We start from the raw sequence: 19,435 nt of genomic DNA, 5'->3' as shown, positions 1-19,435 counted from the left end.
CCTGCTGCGCAGTCCATCGGGGATAAATCCCCTCGCCACAGAGGTATCACCGCGCTGGATAAGTTAGAGGAACATCCCGCCCGATGCTTCAATCCGCTGGCCGTTGATCCACTGCCCACCGTCCGACAACAGCAGCGCCAACGCCCCGCCAATGTCATCCGGCTGACCGGCCCGGCCCAGCGCCGTGTTGCTGGCAACCATCGCGTTCAATGCCGAATTGTCGCGCACCGCGCCGCCACCAAAGTCCGTCTCGATCGCCCCCGGCGCCAGAATGTTCACGCCGATCTGCCGCGCGCCCAGCTCCTTGGCCTGGTATCGGGTCAGCACTTCCATCGCACCCTTCATCGCTGCGTAGGCGCCGTAACCCGGCAGGCTGAAGCGGGTCAGGCCGCTGGAGATGTTGATGATCCGCCCGCCGTCGTTGATCAGCGGCAGCAGTTGCTGGGTCAGGAAAAACGGTCCTTTCAACTGAATGTTCATCAGCAGGTCGAACTGCTCTGGCGTGGTCTCGGCAAACAGTGCATGTACGCCAATCCCGGCATTGTTGATCAGGAAATCGAAGCGCTGACGATCAAACTGCTGCAGCGCCTGTTCGACTCGCGCGGCGAAATCGGCGAAGCCTTCGCTGCGGCCGACATCCAGTTGCAGCATCACGGCTTTGCCGCCGAGTGCTGCGATTTCGCTCTCCAGCGCCTGGGCTTCATCGGCGCGGCTGTTGTAGGTGCCGATGATGTCGATGCCCTGGGCGGCGAGGTGCAGTGCGGCGTTCTTGCCCAGGCCACGACTGGCGCCGGTGATCAATGCGATTTTGCGGTTCATGGGACTTCCTCGGGTGCAGTGGAGTAGATGGATCAAAGTTTATTTATCCGCTCCGAGGTGATAAACAGGCTGAAAGCGGAATCACTGGTCGGTTAATCCGAACAATCAACAGGTGGCCCATGAACAAACTGGAACTGCTGCGCACCTTCGTTCGGGTCAGCGAGTTATCGAGTTTCACCCTCGCCGGAGAAAACCTCGGCCTGCCGCGCTCTACGGTGTCCGAACACGTGCAGGCGCTGGAAGCCTTGCTCGGCACGCGGCTGTTGCAACGCACCACGCGCAAGGTGCAAGCGACGCAGGACGGGCTGGTGTTGTACGAGCGCAGCAAGGATTTGCTCTCGCACATGGACGAAATCGAAGGCTTGTTTCGTCAGGACGAGGCCTCACTGACCGGTCGCATTCGTGTCGACATGCCGAACATTCTCGCCCGGCGCGTGGTGATGCCACGGCTGCCGCAATTCATCGATCGCCATCCCAATCTGGAGATGGAAATCAGCAGCACCGACCGCCGCGTCGACCTGCTCAGCGAAGGTTTCGATTGCGTGCTGCGCGTCGGCGCGCAGCCGGACCAGTCAGTGGTGGCGCGGCATCTGTGCGACGTCAACATGATCAACTGCGCCAGCCCTGCTTACCTTGAACGTTATGGCGTGCCGCAGACGCTTGAGGATCTGGCGCAGCATCTGCTGGTGCATTACGTCGGTGTGTTGGGCTCGCGTTCGGAAGGGTTTGTCTATGAGGAGGCGGGGCAGACCCGCCGCGTACCGATGGCCGGCAGTGTGACGGTCAACAGCACCGATGCTTATGAGTCGGCGTGTCTGGGCGGCTTCGGGATTGTGCAGGTGCCCAATACCGGCCTGCACTCATATCTGCAAACCGGTGAGTTGGTGGCGGTGCTGCCGCAGTTCAATGCGCCGGCGATGGGGGTTTCATTGTTGTATGCGCGGCAACGGCATTTGCCGCTGCGGGTGCGGGTGTTCATGGATTGGCTGGGCGATGTGATTCGCTCCGCTCTCTGACCAACACCCGGAACACTGTGGGAGCGGGCTTGCCCGCGATGGCGCCGGCACATTCAGCATTGATTTAGCTGATACACCGCAATTGCGGGCAAGCCCGCTCCCACAGGGATTTTCCTTGTTCAGAAAATCTGAGTGAACAGCCAATACAGGCTGCCGGACAGCAGGATGGCGGCGGGAAGCGTCAGCACCCAGGCCATCAGCAAATTGCGGATGGTCTTCATCTGCAAGCCGCCGCCATTGGCGACCATGGTCCCGGCCACGCCCGAGGACAACACATGGGTGGTCGACACCGGCAAGCCGAACATATCGGCGGCGCCAATGGTCAGCATCGCCACGGTTTCCGCCGATGCGCCCTGGGCGTAAGTCAGGTGGGTCTTGCCGATTTTTTCACCCACCGTCACCACAATCCGCTTCCAGCCAACCATGGTGCCCAGCCCCAGCGCGATGGCCACGGCGATCTTCACCCACAGCGGAATAAACCGCGTGGCGTTGTCGATCTGCTGCTTGAACAGTTGCAGCTTGCTGCTGGTGTCAGCGTCGAAGTTGCCGACCTTGTTCTTGTCCATCAGGCGAATGCTTTCGCTGGCCAGGTACATGTCGTTGCGCACGTTGCCCATGGCCTCAGCCGGAACTTTCGCCAGCGAGCCGTAGCCTTTGACTTCTTCGCCGATGTGCCCGGTGAGGGCGGCGAGGGCGGGGATCAGCTGCGGCGTGGCTTCCTTGCTGCGCACGTAATCGGAGAGCACTGCGCGGGGATCGGCCGGTGTCGGCAGCGGCGCACTGTTCACCAGCGCTTGCTGGGTGACTTGCGCGACGGCGGCGAACTGCAACGATTGCTCTTCTGGCATGGTGCGGTTCAATGCGTAGGCCATCGGCAAGGTGCCGACCAGAATCAGCATGATCAGGCCCATGCCTTTTTGGCCGTCATTGGAGCCGTGGGCGAAAGACACGCCGGTGCAGGTGAGGATCAGCAAACCGCGAATCCACCACGGCGGTGGGGTGTTGCCTTCCGGTGCCTTGTACAGCGAACGGTTCTTCACGAAGGCGCGCAGCGCCAGCAGCAACAGCGCCGCGCAACCGAAACCCACCAGTGGCGACAGCAGCAACGCGTAACCGATCTTGGTTGCCTGCGCCCAGTCGACACCGCTGGTGCCGTCGCGTCCGTGCATCAAGGCATTGGCCACGCCGACGCCGATGATCGAGCCGATCAAGGTGTGCGAAGACGAGGCCGGCAAGCCCAGCCACCAGGTGCCGAGGTTCCACAGAATCGCGGCGATCAGCAGGGCGAAAATCATTGCGAAACCGGCCGACGAACCCACCTGCAGAATCAACTCCACCGGCAGCAAAGCGATAATGCCGAACGCCACCGCGCCGCTTGAGAGCAGCACCCCGAGAAAGTTGAAGAACCCCGACCAGACCACGGCCACATTCGGCGGCAACGAGTGGGTGTAAATCACCGTGGCGACGGCGTTGGCGGTGTCGTGGAAACCGTTGACGAACTCGAAGCCCAGCGCAATCAACAGCGCCACGCCGAGCAGCAGGAATGGCGTCCAGGTGGTGACCACCGTGCCGAGTTCGTGCATGTCGTGCATCAGGCTGTAGGCGGTGAACAGCATCCCCATCGCCAGCACGGCGAAAAAGATCACGTAGGTAAACGGGCCGGTTTTCTTGTCCAGAGCCGGCCTGCCGCTGGGGGCGGACGCCTGGCGGGTGGTCAGGGAGGGAGTAGCCATGAGCGGACAATCCTGAGCGAGGGAAGGAATGTCGCCCATGATCGTTGCTAAATATTACAGAGAGACTGCGTCAGGTCAGTGTTTGGATGAATAGCCCTGCCGTCGGTCTACTGCTCGTTCCCACGCTCTGCGTGGGAACGCCGCCCGGGACGCTCCGCGTCCCTGTGACGCAGAGCGTCACTTGATGCATTCCCACGCAGAGCGTGGGAACGAGCGTGTGGAGACGTCAGTAATCGCCGCGTTTACGAAACGCCCAACGCCCGGCAATCACCGTAAACGTCGCCACCAGCGCCACCAATATCCAGAACCCCTCCGGATCCTGCGACAACGGCACGCCGCCGACATTCATCCCGAAAAAAACCGGCAATGATGTTGATCGGCAGCGCCAGCACCGTCACCACGGTCAGGGTGAACAGCGTGCGGTTGCTCTGTTCGTTGAGGTTGGCGGCGATCTCTTCCTGGAGCAGTTTGATCCGCTCGCCGAGCGCGGTGAGGTCGTTGATGATCAGTGCGAACTCCTCGGTGGATTTGCGCAGCTCCTTGACGTCCTCCTTCTGCAACCACGGCGGCGGACGATTGAGCAGGCGCAGTAAGGAACCCGGCTCCAGCGCCAGCAGCCGCTGCAAGCGCACCAGCACCCGGCGGTTGGCGCCGAGTTCGGCGCGGTTGGTCGACAGCCGCGAGGAGAGCAATTCATCCTCGACCTGATCGACGCTCAGGCTGGTCTTGCGCACGATCTGCGTCAGCACTTCGCCCTGATCGCGCAGCAAGTGCACGAGCAGTTCCGACGGCGAACGAAAGCGCTCGCCGGCCTTCACCGACGAGCGCAGTTTGTCCACCGAGTGCAACGGTTGCAGGCGCGCGCTGACAATCAACTTGCTGCGCACGCAGACCCACAGCGTCGAGACGTCCGAGGAAACCATACTGCTGAGGTTGAACACCACGTCGTTGACCACCGCCAGCAACGCCGAATCGACATGCTCGATGCGCGTCGAACGCGAGCCTTCGTGCAGCGCCTCGAAAAATTCTTCGGGCAGTTGCAGATGACTTTTCATCCAGCGCTCACAGGCAGCGTGCGCCAGGTTCAGGTGCAGCCAGAGGAATTCACCGCTGTCGCTGTCGTCCTGCAAACAACGCAGAGCCGTCGCCGAATCGACTTCGCGGCCACGCTCACCGGGCAGGAAACGGAAACCGTAGAGCAAGCCAAACAGGTCAGGATCGCGATGGCTGGTATCGAGGCTGTGGTTCATGAAGGCTCGCTGCGAAGAGGGCGCGTCGATCGCGGGAATGGCAGGTTCACTGAGCCGGATCATCGCAAGCGCACATGACACTTGTGTGACTGAAAAATGACGTCAGATCAATGTCTTACCGGCGGTCGGATTTTCTTCAAGAAGCGCTCTGGCACGCCGATCACGCTTAGGTTACGTTGCGCGCGCTTGGCCATCAGCCAAGGCTCGCCGACATGGATGTCCGGCAAAATCCCACGCCTCACCGGGCGTGCCTCATCCCTGTCCTGAGTATCTTGCGATGCTGCAAAAATCCCTGAGAGCGCAAATTCTCGCCCTGCTGAGCGGCAGCCTGCTGGCGATGCTGTTGATCGCGCTGGCCTGTTTCCATTTCCTGTCCAACGGCGTGCAGAGCTACAGTCAGTTGATCGCTGGCCCGTTGCACACCTCGCAACTTATCGACGAGGCCAACCTGCAATTCAAGGTGCAGGTACAGGAATGGAAAAACGTGCTGCTGCGCGGCAAGCAACCGGCAGACCTGGCCAAGTATTGGGGCCAGTTCGAGGATCGTCAGCGCGATGTGCAGAACATCCTTGGTGAACTGGCCAGCCAGAAGGGCATCGAGCCGAGCCTGAAAAACCGCATCGAGCGTTTGCGCGAAGAGCATCGCCAGCTAGGCAGCGCCTACCAGAAGGGCCGCGATGCCTACGTCGCTGCCGGTGGCGATCCAACGGCGGGCGACACCGCCGTCAAAGGCGTCGACCGTGCGGCCAGCGATCAGATGAGCGAACTGGTCAGCGAACTGCGCAAACAGGGCACCGAACAGTCGGTGCAGATCAGTGCCGAGGCCGATCGCACCGTATGGCTCGGGCTGTTGGTAATGCTTGCTTCGGGCCTGCTGATTGGCCTGCTGAGCCTGTGGCTGGTCAACCGTAATCTGGTTGAGCCGATCCGCAAACTGATTGACTACGTCACTCAACTGAGCCGCGGCAAACTCGCCGAACGCGTGGTCAGCGACCGTCAGGATGAACTCGGCAACCTCGCCGCAGCCGCCAACACCCTGCGCGATTTCCTCGCCGACACCTTCGCCCGTTTGCAGCGCAGCGCCAGTGATCTGGACAGCGCCAGCGGCGAGTTGAATGCGATCGCCACGACCATGGCCGGCGGCACCAACGAGCAGTTCAACCGCACCGATCAAGTGGCCACGGCGATGAACGAAATGTCTGCCACCGCTCAGGAAGTGGCGCGTCACGCCGCCGATGCAGCGCGGGCCGCCGACGATGCCGACCAGTCCGCCCAGCAGGGTGAAAAGGTCATGCAGAGCACCATCCACAGCATCACCCAGATGCGCGGCGAAATCGCCAACACCGCCACGGTGATCCGTCGTCTGGAAGCGGACAGCGGGCGCATCGGCAAGGTGCTGGAAGTGATTCGCGGCATTGCCGAGCAGACCAATCTGCTGGCGCTCAACGCGGCGATTGAAGCGGCGCGGGCGGGTGAGGCCGGGCGTGGTTTTGCCGTGGTCGCTGACGAAGTGCGCAATCTGGCGCAGCGTACGGCAGAGTCGATCATCGAGATCAATCAGATCATCCAGAGCGTGCAGACCGGCGCGGTGGACGCGGCCCAAGCCATCGACAGCGGCCAGACCCGCAGCGACGAAAGTGTCGAGCAAGTGACTCAGGCGGGCGCGATGCTTGAGCGCATCACCCATGCCGTGGAGGCGATTCGCGACATGAACCGCCAGATCGCGACGGCGGCAGAAGAACAGACGTCGGTGGCCGAAGATATTTCTCGCAACCTGACCGAAATCACCTCGATCGCCAGCACCAACCTCGACAATGTCCAGCGCACCGAAAGCGCCAGCCAGAACCTGCATGGTCTGTCCGGGCAACTGAACGAAGTCACCGCGCGCTTGAGCGCCTGACGCGATTGAATGTGTACCGGTTCGGATACCGAGTCGGTACACAGTCGATCTCAAGTTGAGCTGACCACCGACGATGACCGGTTATTCATAACCGGCATTGGAGCCTTCCCATGGTCAGCATCACCTCCGTTTCGATCACTCAACCCGTCGCTACCTCGGCCAGCAAAGCCGCAGTCAGCGACACCAGTGAAGAAAACTCCACCAGCGCAGTCGCCAGCACTGGCGCCGCCAGCGATGCACCGAAAGCGGCGGGCGGCGCAGCGCCTTCTGGCGATAGCAGTTCCAGCAGCAGCGATGAATCGGACACGGTGAAAGAACTGCGCAAGCAGATTGCCGAACTGCAGAAGCAATTGCAGGAACAGCAGCAAGCGTTGCAAGCGTTGCAAGCGGCGCAGGCGAAGCAGGAAAGCGCGGATGCCAAGGCGACTGAAGTGGCGGCGGCTCAGGCGCAAATCACTGCCACTTCCGCCTCCCTGTCCACCGCAACAGCCTCATTGTTGCAGGCGTTGCAGGATACCGATTCAAGCACCTCGGGTTCGCTGGTCAGCACTTCGGCGTAAACCCTGCAGGAGCTGCGGCACGCTCGTTTCACTCGACAGCTCCTACAGAATCTGGATCGGCCATAAATCCTACGGCAGGCAGAAAAACCTGTAGGAGTGAGCCTGCTCGCGATGACGGTGGGTCAGCAACGGTGATGTCGACTGATCCACCGCCATCGCGAGCAGGCTCACTCCTACAAGGGATTTGTGCGGGCATGAAAAAGCCGCACGATCGATGGATCGTGCGGCTTTGGATGGGCGTTGAATCAGGTGTCTTGCTTGTTGCTCAGCACCTTGCCGGTGGTGGCGTCGAAGTCGACGTCGAACTCTTTGCCATCAGCGGTTTTCAATTCAACTTCGTACTCATACCCGTTGAAGTGGTTATCCAGATCGGTGTCGGTGATGGTCGCACCCGGATGCAGTTTCAGTGCTTCGGCGTTCATCGACTCCAGCGACTTGATCTTGCCGGACTTGACCAACTCAGGGATCTGATCGACGCGGACGTCAGCCTGGGCCAGGCCAGCGGTGAGGGTCAGGGCAGCGGCGGTAAACAGGGCAGTCAAAGTTTTCATCGGTTCAATCCTTTAGTGTTTGTCTGAGCGGGTGTGCTGTTTCAGTGAGTTCAGATTAACCAGCGCAACTTAACTCACCCTTAAAACCGCCCGTTCGATTGCGTCGTTTGTTCAATTACCCCGCGCCGGGAGATTTCATGCTGTGCCTTCGATCAATGGAGGTGCACATGAAGCGTTTGATGGCCGGGTTGTACGCGCCGTTGTTCTGGGGCGGCTTTATCGGACTGGGTGTGTGGCTGGCAGAGGTCTCGACACTGTGGTTGTTGCCGCTGTTTATTGCCGCGCTGGCGGTGTCGTTCATCGCCGAGTGGGCGCTGCCTTACGAGGTGTACTGGAATCGTGCGGCCGGTGATCGTCGGCGCGACATCCTCCATGCGCTGGTCAACGAAGCGTTGAGTGCCTTGGGGTTGCTTGCACTACCGGGACTGGTCGTCGTGCTGGCGATTGACGGTGTGTGGCCAAGAGGCTGGCCGTTGTGGTTGCAACTGGGGCTGGCGATTGTCATTGCCGATGCCGGTATCAGCCTGATGCATTACGCCAGTCATCGCGTGTCGTGGCTGTGGCGATTACATGCCGTGCATCACAGTGTTGAACGTTTATACGGCTTCAACGGTTTGATGAAGCATCCGTTGCATCAACTGCTCGAAGCCTCGGCGGGGCTGTTGCCGTTGCTGGTGCTGGGCATTCCGTTGCAGGTCGCAACGCTCTTGGCATTCGCCATTGCGATCCAACTGTTGTTGCAACATTCGAATGTCGATATGCGCCTCGGCTTTCTGCGCTGGATCTTCGCCTGGGCACCACTGCATCGTTTCCATCACATGAAGTACGGGCGAGCCGGCGACGTTAATTTCGGGCTGTTCTTCACCGTGTGGGACTGGCTGCTGGGCACCGGTTTCTACACCGAGGATTACCGCATCGGCCAAGGCGATCTGGGGATTGGCAGCCGCCCGGATTTCCCTCGCGACTATGTGGCGCAATTGCTCGATCCGTTTGAAACGGTGACGTCGAGTCGCGAACCGCAAGTGCCCGATGCGCTGCGCCGCTGACTCAGTCGAGCAGTGTCAGGTCGATGTGTTGCAAGGCCTGGCGCGCGGTGACGCCGAAGAGTTTTTTCAGGCTGCGCGAGAAGTGCGCCGAATCGGCGAAACCTGCGTTGTGTGCAGCGGATGTCACTGACTCGCCCGCCAGAATCGAGGCCATCGCCCTGCGCAGACGCCGCCACAACACCAGCCTGCGCACCGGCAAACCGACCTGACTGACCAACAGTCGCTGCAACTGGCTCAGGGATAAATTCGCCGTATCGGCCACGGCGCGGGCGGCGACTTTATCGGTCAGTGAAGCGTCCAGCGCCGCTAGCGCACGTTCGATGCGCGGGTCACTCAGCGAACGACGCGGGCATTGGCGTATCGCCAGATCAAGCGCAGGCAACGTCAGTTCGGCGTTAAACAACGCCTCACGCAACGTGGGCGCAGCAAACAGCAACGGTTCGGCATAAACGGTAAACAGCGGGTCCGGCGCTTCAACAATCGCATGGCGCACGTTTGAGGCAATCAACAGCTGCGAGACGCTGAGGGTTTCGCCATCGAGCAACACCGTTACGGGGCGCTCGGGGGCAAGAATAATCTGGTGGGCATAGTGGGAATGGGGCGCCGTGCGCCCCGACACTCCGTGGATCAGGCCATAGTCGTGCCCCAGCCAGAGGCGGCCCGTCCACTCGGTGTGTGTGGTCACTCAGAAACCGTTGTTCTTCAACACCTGATCGACACTGGCAGCGGCCGGGCGTTTATAGAACTTCAACAGTTCGCTGGCGCGGTTGGTGAAAATGCCATCGACGCCTGCGGCCATGACTTTCTCGAAGTCCACTGGCTCGTCGACGGTGTAAACGTGCACCAGCAGGCCCTGATCGTGGGTGTACTTATTCATCCACGGTTGCACCAGATCCGAATAGCTCTGATCGCCGCCCTTGGTCAGCTTCGCCGAAGGACCGGTACCGATTGCACCTTGAGCCTTGGCGTAATCCACCCACTGCTTGAATTCGGCTTCGGACTTCGGTTCCTGTTTACCGTAGAAAACGTTCTTGTCCTTCTCGCCGGAGTCGGCAAAGGTCACCTTGGATTTCGGCTCGATGCTGCCTTCGCCGACCCACAGAAGAAGGATCTTCGGCACTTGCGGCATTTCCTTTTGCAGCAGTTCGAGGCTGTTTTTCTCGAAGGTTTGCAGGATCACCTTGCCTTTGCCCTGACCGACACCCAGTGCGCTTTTCGCCAGTTTCGAACCGGCCGGGCTCAGCCAGCCGCGGTCCTGAAGTTTCTCTTTCAGGTCTTTCTCGATGCCTGGGAACAGTTGCGGCTCTTTGGTCTCGATGTACAGGCCCGGCTTATGCTGCGGATTGGCCTGGGCGATGTCGATGATTTCATCGAGGGTCAGAATTTTCAGCCCGGCGTAGGACGGGCGTGCGCGATCCGGGTAGGACTTGTTGTACCAGCTACCGGCGTCGAGGGTTTTCAGTTCGGCCATGGTGAAGGCTGTGGCCGGGCTGTCCTTGCGCTCGGGGAACTTGGTCGCGACGTCGGTGGTGCGCTGCAGGTTGTTGTCGTGCAGGGCGAACAACACGCCATCCTTGCTGCGTTGCAGGTCCATTTCCAGATAATCGGCACCCAGGTCGCGCGCCAGTTTGTAGGAAGCGGCGGTGGATTCCGGAGCATCGAACGACGCGCCACGGTGGGCGATGACCGCCGGGTGCGGAATGCCGTGGGCGGCGGCCAGCGCATCGACATCGGCGGCGTGCGCCTGACCGATACCGAGCAGCAGGCTCAGCATGAGGGCGCTTTTGGTGAAAGTGGCGGGCATGTTCGAGTTCCTTTCGCAGGGCATTTTCAAAGACGTACCTTTTAACAACTGAATCGATTGCGTGCTATCGCCAGACCGACATAAACGTATTAAAAGCGATTTTTCCTGCACTTTTGTGGCGCCGTTTGCAGTACGCTTGCCCACGGCAGACGTCCCGGCAGAGGGCGCGCCTACTGTTTCGCCCTGCGTGTAAACCATCGATCAACATTTCGTGAGGTTTACCATGCGCATCACCTCCCAACTCATCTGCCAGGCAGCCGACGACCTCAAGGGCTTTGTCGGCCTCAACCGCAAGACCGGTCAATACATCGTGCGCTTCAGCGAAGATTCGTTCGGCATGGACGTGGCGGATGACGGCATCATTGCGACCAGTGAATTTGTCTGGGCGCGGGTATCGGAAACGACCATGACCCTTAAACGTGAGCTTATTCAGTTGCTGCTGGATCAGAATATCGATGACCGTATCAACATCACCGAGCCGTTGCGGGTTTACATGAGCAAGGTTGAAGTGCCGGAGATTGTCGCGGTGCGCAGTCTGGTGCGGGGCTGAAGGTTTTTGCGGTGAAGCTTCTGGCCCCTTCGCTGGCAAGCCAGCTCCCACAGGTACAGCGTGACCTTCAGAGCCACGCAATACCTTGTGGGAGCTGGCTTGCCAGCGATGAGGGCAGTGACTGCACAGCATGCTCACTGGCCGAAGCGATACTCCCGCTCAACCCGACACACCCGCGTCTGAAACGCCGAATACCAGACCTCCCGCCCACGTTCCTGAATCACCCGATGCTCGGGATGGTTGCGCCACGCCAGAATCGCCGACTCACTGTCCCAGTACGAAATCGTGATCCCGACCCCGTCCGCCCCGCGAATCGAGTCGATGCCGAGAAATCCCGGCTGTTCGCTGACCAGTTCCATCATGCGCTCGGACGCCTCGGCGTAACCGTTGTCGCCCTCGGTGCGGGTCGAGGTGAAGATCACCGCAAAACATTCTGGTTTCATCGACTTTGCTCCGTGCAGGCTTCGATAAACGCTCGCACCAGTGGCGGCATCTGGCCCTTGAGCGCTGCGCGTTCCGGTTGGAACAGCGTGGCGACAAAGAACGGGTGGTTTGCGAGTTCGATCGCCCGCAAGTCGCCCGCCGAATCGTGCCCCACGGCTTGTAGCTGATTGTTTAACAGATCACGCTCGAACTGCGGATTCACACCGAAGCGGCAGCGATAGCCTTCACGAATCTCGGACGTTTCGTACGCCTTGGCGATCAACGAACCGCGCACCAGATGAATGCTGTCCACGGCTTCCACCAGCGAACAGGTCAGTGGCGTGAGCACGGCTCTTGCGGAATCGGGCGAGGTTTCGCCATGTTCGGCATCGGCCCAGCCCAGTACATTGCGGGAAAATTCCAGAACGGCATGCTGAAAACCACCGCAGGTGCCGAGGAAAGGACGCTGTTGTTCGCGGGCAAAACGGATCGCCCGCAGCGCGCCGTCTTCGCTTTTATAGGGGCTGGCGGGGACGCACCAGAAACCGTCGAAGTCTTGCAGCGCGGTGTTGGCGTCGATTTGGTCAGTGGCCAGCCAGCGGAAAGTCAGTGGACGGTCGAGGTGTTCGGCCACCTGCCCGAGTGCCATGGGAATGGCCTGGTGGGCGGTGACTTGCGGGTCGTAATCGCCGATCAGGGCGATGGAAATGGCCATGGGATTTCCTTTTCTAAACTCGGTGAGTTGAAACTTATCTGTGGTGAGGGGATTTAGCGAAACGTCGCACCGCCTCCGATCGGCTGCGAAGCTGTCGTTGCTCTTGAAATTATGGGGCCGCTTCGCAGCCCATCGGGGATAAATCCCCTCGCCACAGATTTTGGGTTTGGCTCAGAGAGAACATGATTGTCGGTTGTTGGTGACCACTATAGATTGGCGCTCACGCACTCAATATGGGCGTTTCCCCAAGTGATTAATGCAGCGACGCACTATCGGCTCGACTACCCGGATCTGGCGCTGATCCTCGCGCTGGTGCGCGGTGGCTCGCTGGCCCGCGCTTCGCAACTTTTAAAAGTAGACGTCTCGACCGTGTTTCGCGCCGTGCGCCGTCTCGAAGCCGCCCTCGGTCAACAACTGTTCGAAAAAAGCCGTGCCGGTTACTTGCCGACGACGCTGGCGCAGACGCTCGCCGAGCAGGCCGAACGCGCCGAACAAGCCCTCGAAGCTGCGCGGATCGGTGTGGAGCAGGGCGGTGAAGTGGTCAGCGGCACGGTGCGCCTGACCTGCACCGACTCGGTGTTGCAGGGTTTGCTGCTGCCGGCGCTGGCGCAGTTCATGCCCAACTACCCGGCGCTGACCATCGAGTTGAGTACCTCCAACGATTTCGCCAACCTTAGCCGTCGTGACGCTGACATCGCCCTGCGCCTGACACGCACACCGCCGGAGCATCTGGTCGGACGGCAATTGGCGAAGATTTCCTACCGGGTCTGCGCCAGCGAACGCTATTTACAGCACGTCGACGCGTCAGATCTGGCCGCGCTGACCTGGATCGCCCCGGACGACTTTCTGCCCGATCACCCGACCATCGCCTGGCGTCGCCAGCAGTTGCCCGGTGTGACGCCGGGTTATCGTTGCAACAGCATGCTTTCAGTCACGGAACTGGTGCGGGCCGGCCTCGGAGTTGCGGCGTTGCCGGATTTTCTGATCACCGACGGTTTGCGGGCCTTGAGCGAACCCTTGCATGGTTACGACACCGCGCTGTGGCTGCTGACACGCCCGGATTGCCGGGCATTGCGTTCGGTGGTCACGCTGTTCGATGAACTCGGGCGGGCGCTGCGTCTGCCCTGATCAGCGTTGCGGGTTCTGACACACATGCGCGTGCAGCTCGCGCGTCAGGCCTTCAATGCGTTCGGTCAGGCTTTTGGTCATCTCGGTGAGGCGCGTGTTCTGCTCCAGCAACTCGAGCAATTGCGCGGAGTTTTTCGCAGCCTCCGCCTGGCGTTCGGTGTTGGCTTGCGCCAGTGCTTCACGGTGTTGCGCGTCGGCGTCCGATTGCGCCTTGTCGCGTGCAGCCTGACGGGTTTGTGCCAGCAGGATCAGCGGCGCGGCGTAGGCCGATTGCAGGCTGAACGCCAGATTCAACAGAATGAAGGGATAAACGTCGAATGTGGTCACGCCAAATACGTTGAGGCTGACCCACAACACCACGATCAGGGTTTGCGCACCGAGAAACATCGGCGTGCCGAAGAACCGCGCGAACGCCTCGGCACGCAGGGCGAAGTTGTCGTTGCCGAAGGTGGTGGCCAAATGGGCGTGCGGGCGATGGAAGCGCAGGTGATCGACAGGGGCGGGTGTTTCGGTTTTCTCGGAATTCATGGCGCTCTCGGCAGGGCATTGGGACGTCGCGTCACTATAGCCCTGCGCGCGTCGCCGAGTGACTCAACGCCACGCTGATAGTGTTGCGGCCGGTATGTTTGGCGGTGTACAGCGCCTTGTCGGCGTCATCCAGCCAGGCAATCGCATCACTGTAGTTCGGCTGAAAACGAGCCAGACCGATACTCAGGCTGACGCGCATTTCCGGCACATCCGGATGGCGGTATTGATCCAGTGCCTGACGCAGTTGCTCCATCAAAGACTCTGCTTTGTTCAGCGGCAGATCCGGCAGAATCACGCAGAACTCATCACCGCCGTAGCGCCCGGCCAGTTCACCGGCATCGAGCAGACGTTTAAGTTCGCGGCTCAATTGCTGCAGCACCGCATCACCGACGATATGGCCGTAGCTGTCATTGATCAGCTTGAAATGGTCGATATCAATCAGCGCCAGAATCGCTTGCGTATTGTGCTGACGGCATTGCTGAAACTTCAGGTGCAGCAGGTCTTTCCAGGCACCGTGATTGAGCAATCCGGTCAGGCTGTCGGTGCGGCTCAGGGCGCTCAACGTGCGTTTGTGCTGGGCCAGTTTGATTGCCAATTGGTAACAGACCATGCCCACGGCCAGCGGATACAGCGTGAGCATCGGCAAGCAGGCCCAGACCTGGGTTTGCGTCATCATCGGGTTGAACTTGAAGCCGAAGATCAATCCACCGAGCAGTATGCCCGCGACTTGAGTAATGGCACCCAAGACAAACAGACGTCGACCACCGGCAGCGACGTTGTTCATGGTCATCATTGACAGGATGGTCACGGCGGTCAGCGGATTGAACTGACAACACGCGGCCCAGAAACCGCCGCACAGCGAGTCATACAACAGGTTGCGGCGTTCGGCCTGATAGGGGAATGCCGAGCGGGTCGATACTTGAAAGGCCAGATGCGGCCAGATAAAACCGTTGAACACCAACAGTAGCCACAGCCAGGTCGGCATGTTCAGCGGATACAGTGCCGCGCCGACGCTGAAAAAACCAACACCGAGACCGATGGCCCGTGGCAGATAGATGCGTCTGGCGAATGACAAGCCTTTGCCGCGTTGGTTTTCCATGATGTCCTGCGCGCAATTCATCCTGAAATACTTTGCAGTATCTTTTTCAGGTCGACCGTCCGTCGGTCGATTGTCGGACATTGTCATTTATTCCAGCGGGAATAATCAGTGTCCTTCCGAGCCATTTAATCGATGAGACGCGCAAGACAGGACCGTTTTAGAGCTGATAGCGCGCCAGAAACATCTCCAGCGCCGATTCGGCCACCGCATTCTGCATCTCGGCATCCAGCGGTGGCTGACCCAGCGACATCTGCGGCCAGAACCCAAAGGTTTTGAGCAACCCCTGCACCTGATGCGCGGCAAATTGCGGATCAACCGGTTTCAACCGGCCATCGGCCTGCGCGGCGCGAATCCACACGGTCAGTGCTTCCTCGCGTTCGCCCATACGCTCGACCATGTTTTGCGCACGCTTCGGAGAATGAATCGTCGCCGCAATCGCCACCCGCGCCAGGGTCAGAAAGTTTTCATCCGCCATCATCTGCACCTTGGCCAGCAGCATCTGCCGCAACTGATCGCGCAGTGGCTGTTCAGGGTCATAGGTGACCGACTGTTCCGCGCTGATCCGCGTCCACAATTGATTGAGAATTTCGGCGAACAGCTCTTCCTTGCTGGGGAAATGGTTGTACACCGTGCGCTTCGACACCCCGGCGGTAGCCGCGATCTTGTCCATGCTGGTGATCTCGAAACCGTTGGCACGAAATTCGGCAATCGCCGCCTGAATGATCGCTTCGCGTTTACGGTCGGTGAGTCGCTGTGGAGCTGTCATAAGTACGCTTCGGCAGGTCAATAATGAAATTACACTTGGCAGTTTACTTGTCGGCAGCTTTGATGCAACCTAGAAACTACACCGACCAGTGTAATGTTGCGTTAATCCTCGCAACTTAAAAAACAGAAAGTTCGGCTGATGCGTGCGTGCCTTGGCCATTTATCGTCCCACCGTGAAATACCGCGAATTGCGCGGTTTTTCTGGAGTCATTCAGTCATGGCCAATCCAGTTTCCCTCCCGGATAAAATTTCCACGCCTGAAGCCTCTCGACAGGATCAAGGGCTGTTCCGCAATCATGCGCCAGTGCAACGCGAAGGTTTGCGCAAGATGCTGCGCATCATGTGGAACATGATCTTCCACAAACCGCGCAACACCCGGCCAGCCGCGCCGATTCCGGTACAACCGCTGACCCGTGAAGACCTGCTCGCGGCGCCAAACCACAGCGTCTATCGCCTCGGTCACTCTACCTTGCTGCTGAAGATGCAGGACAAATTCTGGATCACCGACCCGGTCTTCGCCGAGCGCGCCTCGCCGGTGCAATGGGCCGGCCCGAAACGCTTTCACCAACCACCGATCAGCATCGATCAGTTGCCGCCGATCGAAGCGGTGATCCTGTCCCACAACCACTACGACCACCTCGATTACGAAGCCGTGCTCAGGCTGGCGGTGAAAACCAACCTGTTCCTGACGCCGCTGGGCGTCGGCGACACCTTGATCAAGTGGGGTATCGATGCCAACAAGGTCCGCCAGTTCGACTGGTGGCAGGGCACCGAAGTCGCCGGCATTCGCTTCATCGCCACGCCGTCGCAGCACTTCTCCGGTCGTGGTCTGTTCGACGGCAACAGCACTCTGTGGGCCTCATGGGTGATGATCGACGGCGACACCCGGATCTTCTTCAGCGGCGACAGCGGCTACTTCGACGGCTTCAAGCGCATCGGCGAACAGTACGGCCCATTCGACCTGACCCTGATGGAAACCGGCGCCTACAACGTCGAATGGCCGCACGTGCACATGCAACCCGAACAAACCCTGCAAGCCCACCTCGACCTCAAGGGCCGCTGGCTGTTTCCGATTCACAACGGCACGTTCGATCTGGCGATGCATGCCTGGCATGAACCGTTTGACCGGATCCTGGCGCTGGCCTGGGAGCGCAGCGTTTCGATCACCACGCCGCAAATGGGTGAAGCGTTCAACATCGCTCAACCACAACGCGGGGATGCGTGGTGGTTGGGGGTTGAAGGGGAGAGTGGGGCGGTGGTGCAGAACGCTTGATATCAATCAGTTAAGAGCTGATGTTGATCTTGTGGTGAGGGGATTTATCCCCGATGGACTGCGCAGCAGGCCTTGTTTGGGGCCGCGTCGCGGCCCATCGGGGATAAATCCCCTCACCACAACTGCTTACTCAGCAAGTGCTCACTCAGCCATCGCATAATCCCCACGCCCGGCCGTTTCCGAAGCCATCGCGTTCAAACTCGCACTGCGTCCCGGCGCAAATCCGGGAAAGAACACCAATCCGCGCGATTCAAACCGATACGCCAGCGCCAAACGCGCCGCATCCGCCACCTCTTGCTGCGCTTCAAACCGCAGAATGTCGTCCACCGAAACCTCAGCTTCCCGCGATAGCTGATCCACGCTCCAGCCCAGCATCGCTCGGGCCTGCACGCAGTGAGTCGGGGTGAACTGGAAAAGGGCAATGCGTTCGAGGATGTGGTTCATCGCAAGAGAGGCCATGGTGTGCTCCGGGCTCAAGAGTGCTGATTGAAAATGTACTGTGTTTTTGTACAGTTGTTTTCGACCGGGATCAAACGCATTTTTTGATTTGCGCTAATTTGCCGCCTCCAACCAGACGGACGGTGGCTGGCCGAGAATGCGCCGGAACATCGTCGAGAACGCCGCCGGGCTTTCATAACCGAAGTCCAGCGCAATACGCGTCACCGCTTCACCCGCGGCCAATCGCGCCAGCGCCTGCACCACACAGGCCTGTTGCCGCCATTGGCTGAAGCTCAACCCGGTCTGCTGGCGAAACAGTCTGTTGAATGTGCGCAAGCTTATGTGTAACTGCTCGGCCCAGTGCTGTGGCGACTGATGGGCGTTCGGCTGATGAAGAAAGTTCTGACACAGCGTGAGGAGTTTTCCGTCAGATGGCAGCGGAATATGCAACGGTAAAGGTGCGCTGCGTTGCAGTTCATGCAGTAACAAATCGATCAATACACCATCGCGACCGCTCGGGTCATACGTCAGCGGCACCTCCACCGCCTCCATCAGCAAGTGCCGCATCAACGGCGAGACATTGATCACTTGGCAGCGCTCCCCCAGATCCACGGCACCCGGTTCGATATACACACTGCGAGTGCTCACCCCCAGCATCAACACCTCATGCGCCACCCCCGGCGGAATCCACACCGCCCGCTGTGGCGGCACGATCCAGTTGCCATCATGGGTGCTGACCTGCATCACCCCGGTCGCGCCGTACAGCAACTGCGCCCGCCGATGCGTATGAAAAGGCAGCAAGTGACCGTGGGAATAATCCGTACCGATCGCCACCACCGGGCGTGGTGTGTCATCCAGCAGATTGATCGAGACATTGCGCATCTAGGGGCACTCGGCGGTTGGCGTAAACGCAAACATTATTGGCTGACTTGCTGAAGCAGGCCAAGTACTGACGCTCTATCGTCGACCGCTCCCCACCCACGGACGACGCGCCATGTTCTATCTTCTGCTGACACTCTTCGGCTGCCTGACCGGCATCACCGCTGTGCTCTTTGGCTTCGGCGGCGGCTTCGTCGTCGTACCGCTGCTGTATCGAATGCTCACCGCCAGCCACGGCGCCGACGACCCGGTTGGCCAATCGGCAATGCACATCGCTGTCGCCACCTCGACCTGCGTGATGATCGTCAATGCGCTCATCGCCACCGACAAACACCGCCGCGCCGGTAACCTGATCGGTCATTACCTGTGGCCGCTCGGCGGCTTCATCGGACTGGGCGCGGTTATCGGTGCGATAGCAGCGGTGTGGGTCAGCGGTGAAGTCATCCGCTATGCCTTCATCGCCTACCTCGGCGTGACCATCATCGACTGCTTGCTCAGACGCGGATTCCTCACCCGCACCGAAGGCGTCATCCCACGCCGACTTGGCAATACAGAAACGTCCGGCGGAGGTGTAGGCATCGGCGCCATCGCGACGTTTCTTGGTGTAGGAGGAAGCGTCATGACCGTGCCGCTGTTGCGTCGTTGCGGGCTGAGCATGTCCCAGGCAACGTCCATGGCCAATCCGCTCAGCGTACCGGTGGCAGTGGCCGGAACGTTGACGTACATGGCAATGGCCGGTTTCAGCGAGACAGACCTCGGAACATGGTTCGTCGGGTATGTGGACTTGCTGGCGTTTGCGGTGCTGACGCTCGGCTCGTTGTTGGGGATTCGACTGGCGACGCCGTGGATCGGACGGATACCGGATCGGGTGCATGCGCGGGTGTATATCGGTCTGCTCATGATGGTGATGATCAGCATGTGTTTGAGCTAATAACGAAGACGCTCGATTCCCCCGCAC

At 60.0% G+C, this 19,435-nt stretch carries 20 protein-coding genes and 1 pseudogene; 8 read left to right on the top strand and 13 right to left on the bottom strand.

Annotation, left to right across the window (positions count from 1 at the left end):
- Positions 1 to 63 precede the first annotated feature (63 nt).
- Positions 64 to 819 carry an SDR family NAD(P)-dependent oxidoreductase gene (locus tag KI231_RS22355; protein ID WP_213026369.1) on the bottom strand — a complete coding sequence of 252 codons (756 nt, stop codon included), beginning with the start codon at positions 817 to 819 and terminating at the stop codon, positions 64 to 66.
- 119 nt (positions 820 to 938) lie between these two features.
- On the opposite strand from KI231_RS22355, the gene KI231_RS22350 reads away from it, so the two are divergent.
- Positions 939 to 1,835: a LysR family transcriptional regulator gene (locus KI231_RS22350; protein ID WP_213026368.1), complete on the top strand. Its 897-nt coding sequence runs from the start codon at positions 939 to 941 to the stop codon at positions 1,833 to 1,835.
- A 119-nt stretch (positions 1,836 to 1,954) separates the two neighbouring features.
- Here KI231_RS22350 and KI231_RS22345 read toward each other — a convergent pair whose 3' ends face one another.
- The gene (locus tag KI231_RS22345; protein WP_103304035.1) at positions 1,955 to 3,568 is read right to left on the bottom strand and encodes an inorganic phosphate transporter; all 1,614 of its coding nucleotides are present in this window, start codon (positions 3,566 to 3,568) and stop codon (positions 1,955 to 1,957) included.
- Positions 3,569 to 3,794: 226 nt separating this feature from the next.
- Positions 3,795 to 4,818: pseudogene (locus tag KI231_RS22340) on the bottom strand (transporter).
- A 277-nt stretch (positions 4,819 to 5,095) separates the two neighbouring features.
- Between KI231_RS22340 and KI231_RS22335 the strand changes: the two are divergent.
- Positions 5,096 to 6,718: a methyl-accepting chemotaxis protein gene (locus KI231_RS22335; RefSeq protein ID WP_213026367.1), complete on the top strand. Its 1,623-nt coding sequence runs from the start codon at positions 5,096 to 5,098 to the stop codon at positions 6,716 to 6,718.
- Positions 6,719 to 6,828: 110 nt separating this feature from the next.
- The gene (locus KI231_RS22330; protein ID WP_213026366.1) at positions 6,829 to 7,278 is read left to right on the top strand and encodes a hypothetical protein; all 450 of its coding nucleotides are present in this window, start codon (positions 6,829 to 6,831) and stop codon (positions 7,276 to 7,278) included.
- A gap of 245 nt (positions 7,279 to 7,523) precedes the next feature.
- On the opposite strand, the gene KI231_RS22325 is transcribed toward KI231_RS22330, so the two are convergent.
- Positions 7,524 to 7,829: a PepSY domain-containing protein gene (locus KI231_RS22325; protein ID WP_007917758.1), complete on the bottom strand. Its 306-nt coding sequence runs from the start codon at positions 7,827 to 7,829 to the stop codon at positions 7,524 to 7,526.
- Positions 7,830 to 7,996: 167 nt separating this feature from the next.
- On the opposite strand from KI231_RS22325, the gene KI231_RS22320 reads away from it, so the two are divergent.
- Positions 7,997 to 8,875 carry a sterol desaturase family protein gene (locus KI231_RS22320; RefSeq protein ID WP_213026365.1) on the top strand — a complete coding sequence of 293 codons (879 nt, stop codon included), beginning with the start codon at positions 7,997 to 7,999 and terminating at the stop codon, positions 8,873 to 8,875.
- Between the two features lies 1 nt (position 8,876).
- Here the strand turns inward: KI231_RS22320 and KI231_RS22315 are convergent, their stop codons facing one another.
- Both KI231_RS22315 and KI231_RS22310 read right to left on the bottom strand, forming a co-directional pair.
- The gene (locus KI231_RS22315) at positions 8,877 to 9,560 is read right to left on the bottom strand and encodes a helix-turn-helix domain-containing protein (RefSeq protein WP_213026364.1); all 684 of its coding nucleotides are present in this window, start codon (positions 9,558 to 9,560) and stop codon (positions 8,877 to 8,879) included.
- On the bottom strand, positions 9,561 to 10,679 hold the full coding sequence (locus tag KI231_RS22310; RefSeq protein ID WP_213026363.1) for a glycerophosphodiester phosphodiesterase: 1,119 nt from the start codon (positions 10,677 to 10,679) through the stop codon (positions 9,561 to 9,563).
- A 223-nt stretch (positions 10,680 to 10,902) separates the two neighbouring features.
- Here KI231_RS22310 and KI231_RS22305 point away from each other — a divergent pair, with 223 nt between their 5' ends.
- Positions 10,903 to 11,229 (top strand): DUF2025 family protein, encoded by a 327-nt coding sequence (locus KI231_RS22305; protein ID WP_103304041.1) that lies wholly within the window; start codon positions 10,903 to 10,905, stop codon positions 11,227 to 11,229.
- 134 nt (positions 11,230 to 11,363) lie between these two features.
- Here KI231_RS22305 and KI231_RS22300 read toward each other — a convergent pair whose 3' ends face one another.
- The gene (locus tag KI231_RS22300; RefSeq protein ID WP_213026362.1) at positions 11,364 to 11,672 is read right to left on the bottom strand and encodes an antibiotic biosynthesis monooxygenase family protein; all 309 of its coding nucleotides are present in this window, start codon (positions 11,670 to 11,672) and stop codon (positions 11,364 to 11,366) included.
- The gene (locus tag KI231_RS22295) at positions 11,669 to 12,367 is read right to left on the bottom strand and encodes a CTP synthase C-terminal region-related (seleno)protein (RefSeq protein ID WP_213026361.1); all 699 of its coding nucleotides are present in this window, start codon (positions 12,365 to 12,367) and stop codon (positions 11,669 to 11,671) included. Before KI231_RS22295 ends, KI231_RS22300 begins: the two co-directional genes overlap by 4 nt.
- Before the next feature lie 249 nt (positions 12,368 to 12,616).
- On the opposite strand from KI231_RS22295, the gene KI231_RS22290 reads away from it, so the two are divergent.
- On the top strand, positions 12,617 to 13,495 hold the full coding sequence (locus KI231_RS22290; RefSeq protein ID WP_502937188.1) for a LysR family transcriptional regulator: 879 nt from the start codon (positions 12,617 to 12,619) through the stop codon (positions 13,493 to 13,495).
- Here the strand turns inward: KI231_RS22290 and KI231_RS22285 are convergent, their stop codons facing one another.
- The 3 genes from KI231_RS22285 to KI231_RS22275 all read right to left on the bottom strand — a co-directional run bounded on the left by KI231_RS22285 (position 13,496) and on the right by KI231_RS22275 (position 15,888).
- Complete coding sequence (locus tag KI231_RS22285; RefSeq protein ID WP_103304045.1) at positions 13,496 to 14,023, bottom strand: DUF1003 domain-containing protein; 528 nt, start codon at positions 14,021 to 14,023, stop codon at positions 13,496 to 13,498. It abuts the gene before it with no gap.
- Positions 14,024 to 14,057: 34 nt separating this feature from the next.
- Positions 14,058 to 15,122: a diguanylate cyclase gene (locus tag KI231_RS22280; RefSeq protein ID WP_213026359.1), complete on the bottom strand. Its 1,065-nt coding sequence runs from the start codon at positions 15,120 to 15,122 to the stop codon at positions 14,058 to 14,060.
- A 157-nt stretch (positions 15,123 to 15,279) separates the two neighbouring features.
- Positions 15,280 to 15,888 (bottom strand): TetR/AcrR family transcriptional regulator, encoded by a 609-nt coding sequence (locus KI231_RS22275; RefSeq protein WP_213026358.1) that lies wholly within the window; start codon positions 15,886 to 15,888, stop codon positions 15,280 to 15,282.
- A gap of 216 nt (positions 15,889 to 16,104) precedes the next feature.
- Between KI231_RS22275 and KI231_RS22270 the strand changes: the two genes are divergently transcribed.
- Positions 16,105 to 17,160: an MBL fold metallo-hydrolase gene (locus KI231_RS22270; protein ID WP_103304047.1), complete on the top strand. Its 1,056-nt coding sequence runs from the start codon at positions 16,105 to 16,107 to the stop codon at positions 17,158 to 17,160.
- Positions 17,161 to 17,301: 141 nt separating this feature from the next.
- Here KI231_RS22270 and KI231_RS22265 read toward each other — a convergent pair whose 3' ends face one another.
- Both KI231_RS22265 and KI231_RS22260 read right to left on the bottom strand, forming a co-directional pair.
- Positions 17,302 to 17,619, bottom strand: a complete 318-nt coding sequence (locus tag KI231_RS22265; RefSeq protein WP_213026357.1) for a helix-turn-helix domain-containing protein — start codon at positions 17,617 to 17,619, stop codon at positions 17,302 to 17,304.
- A gap of 93 nt (positions 17,620 to 17,712) precedes the next feature.
- The gene (locus KI231_RS22260; protein WP_213026356.1) at positions 17,713 to 18,480 is read right to left on the bottom strand and encodes an AraC family transcriptional regulator; all 768 of its coding nucleotides are present in this window, start codon (positions 18,478 to 18,480) and stop codon (positions 17,713 to 17,715) included.
- Between the two features lie 112 nt (positions 18,481 to 18,592).
- On the opposite strand from KI231_RS22260, the gene KI231_RS22255 reads away from it, so the two are divergent.
- Positions 18,593 to 19,408: a sulfite exporter TauE/SafE family protein gene (locus KI231_RS22255; protein ID WP_213026355.1), complete on the top strand. Its 816-nt coding sequence runs from the start codon at positions 18,593 to 18,595 to the stop codon at positions 19,406 to 19,408.
- Positions 19,409 to 19,435: the final 27 nt, after the last annotated feature.

The sequence above is a fragment of the Pseudomonas sp. Seg1 genome (assembly GCF_018326005.1).
Classification (GTDB): domain Bacteria; phylum Pseudomonadota; class Gammaproteobacteria; order Pseudomonadales; family Pseudomonadaceae; genus Aquipseudomonas.
This window is presented reverse-complemented; position numbering and strand designations above follow the sequence as displayed.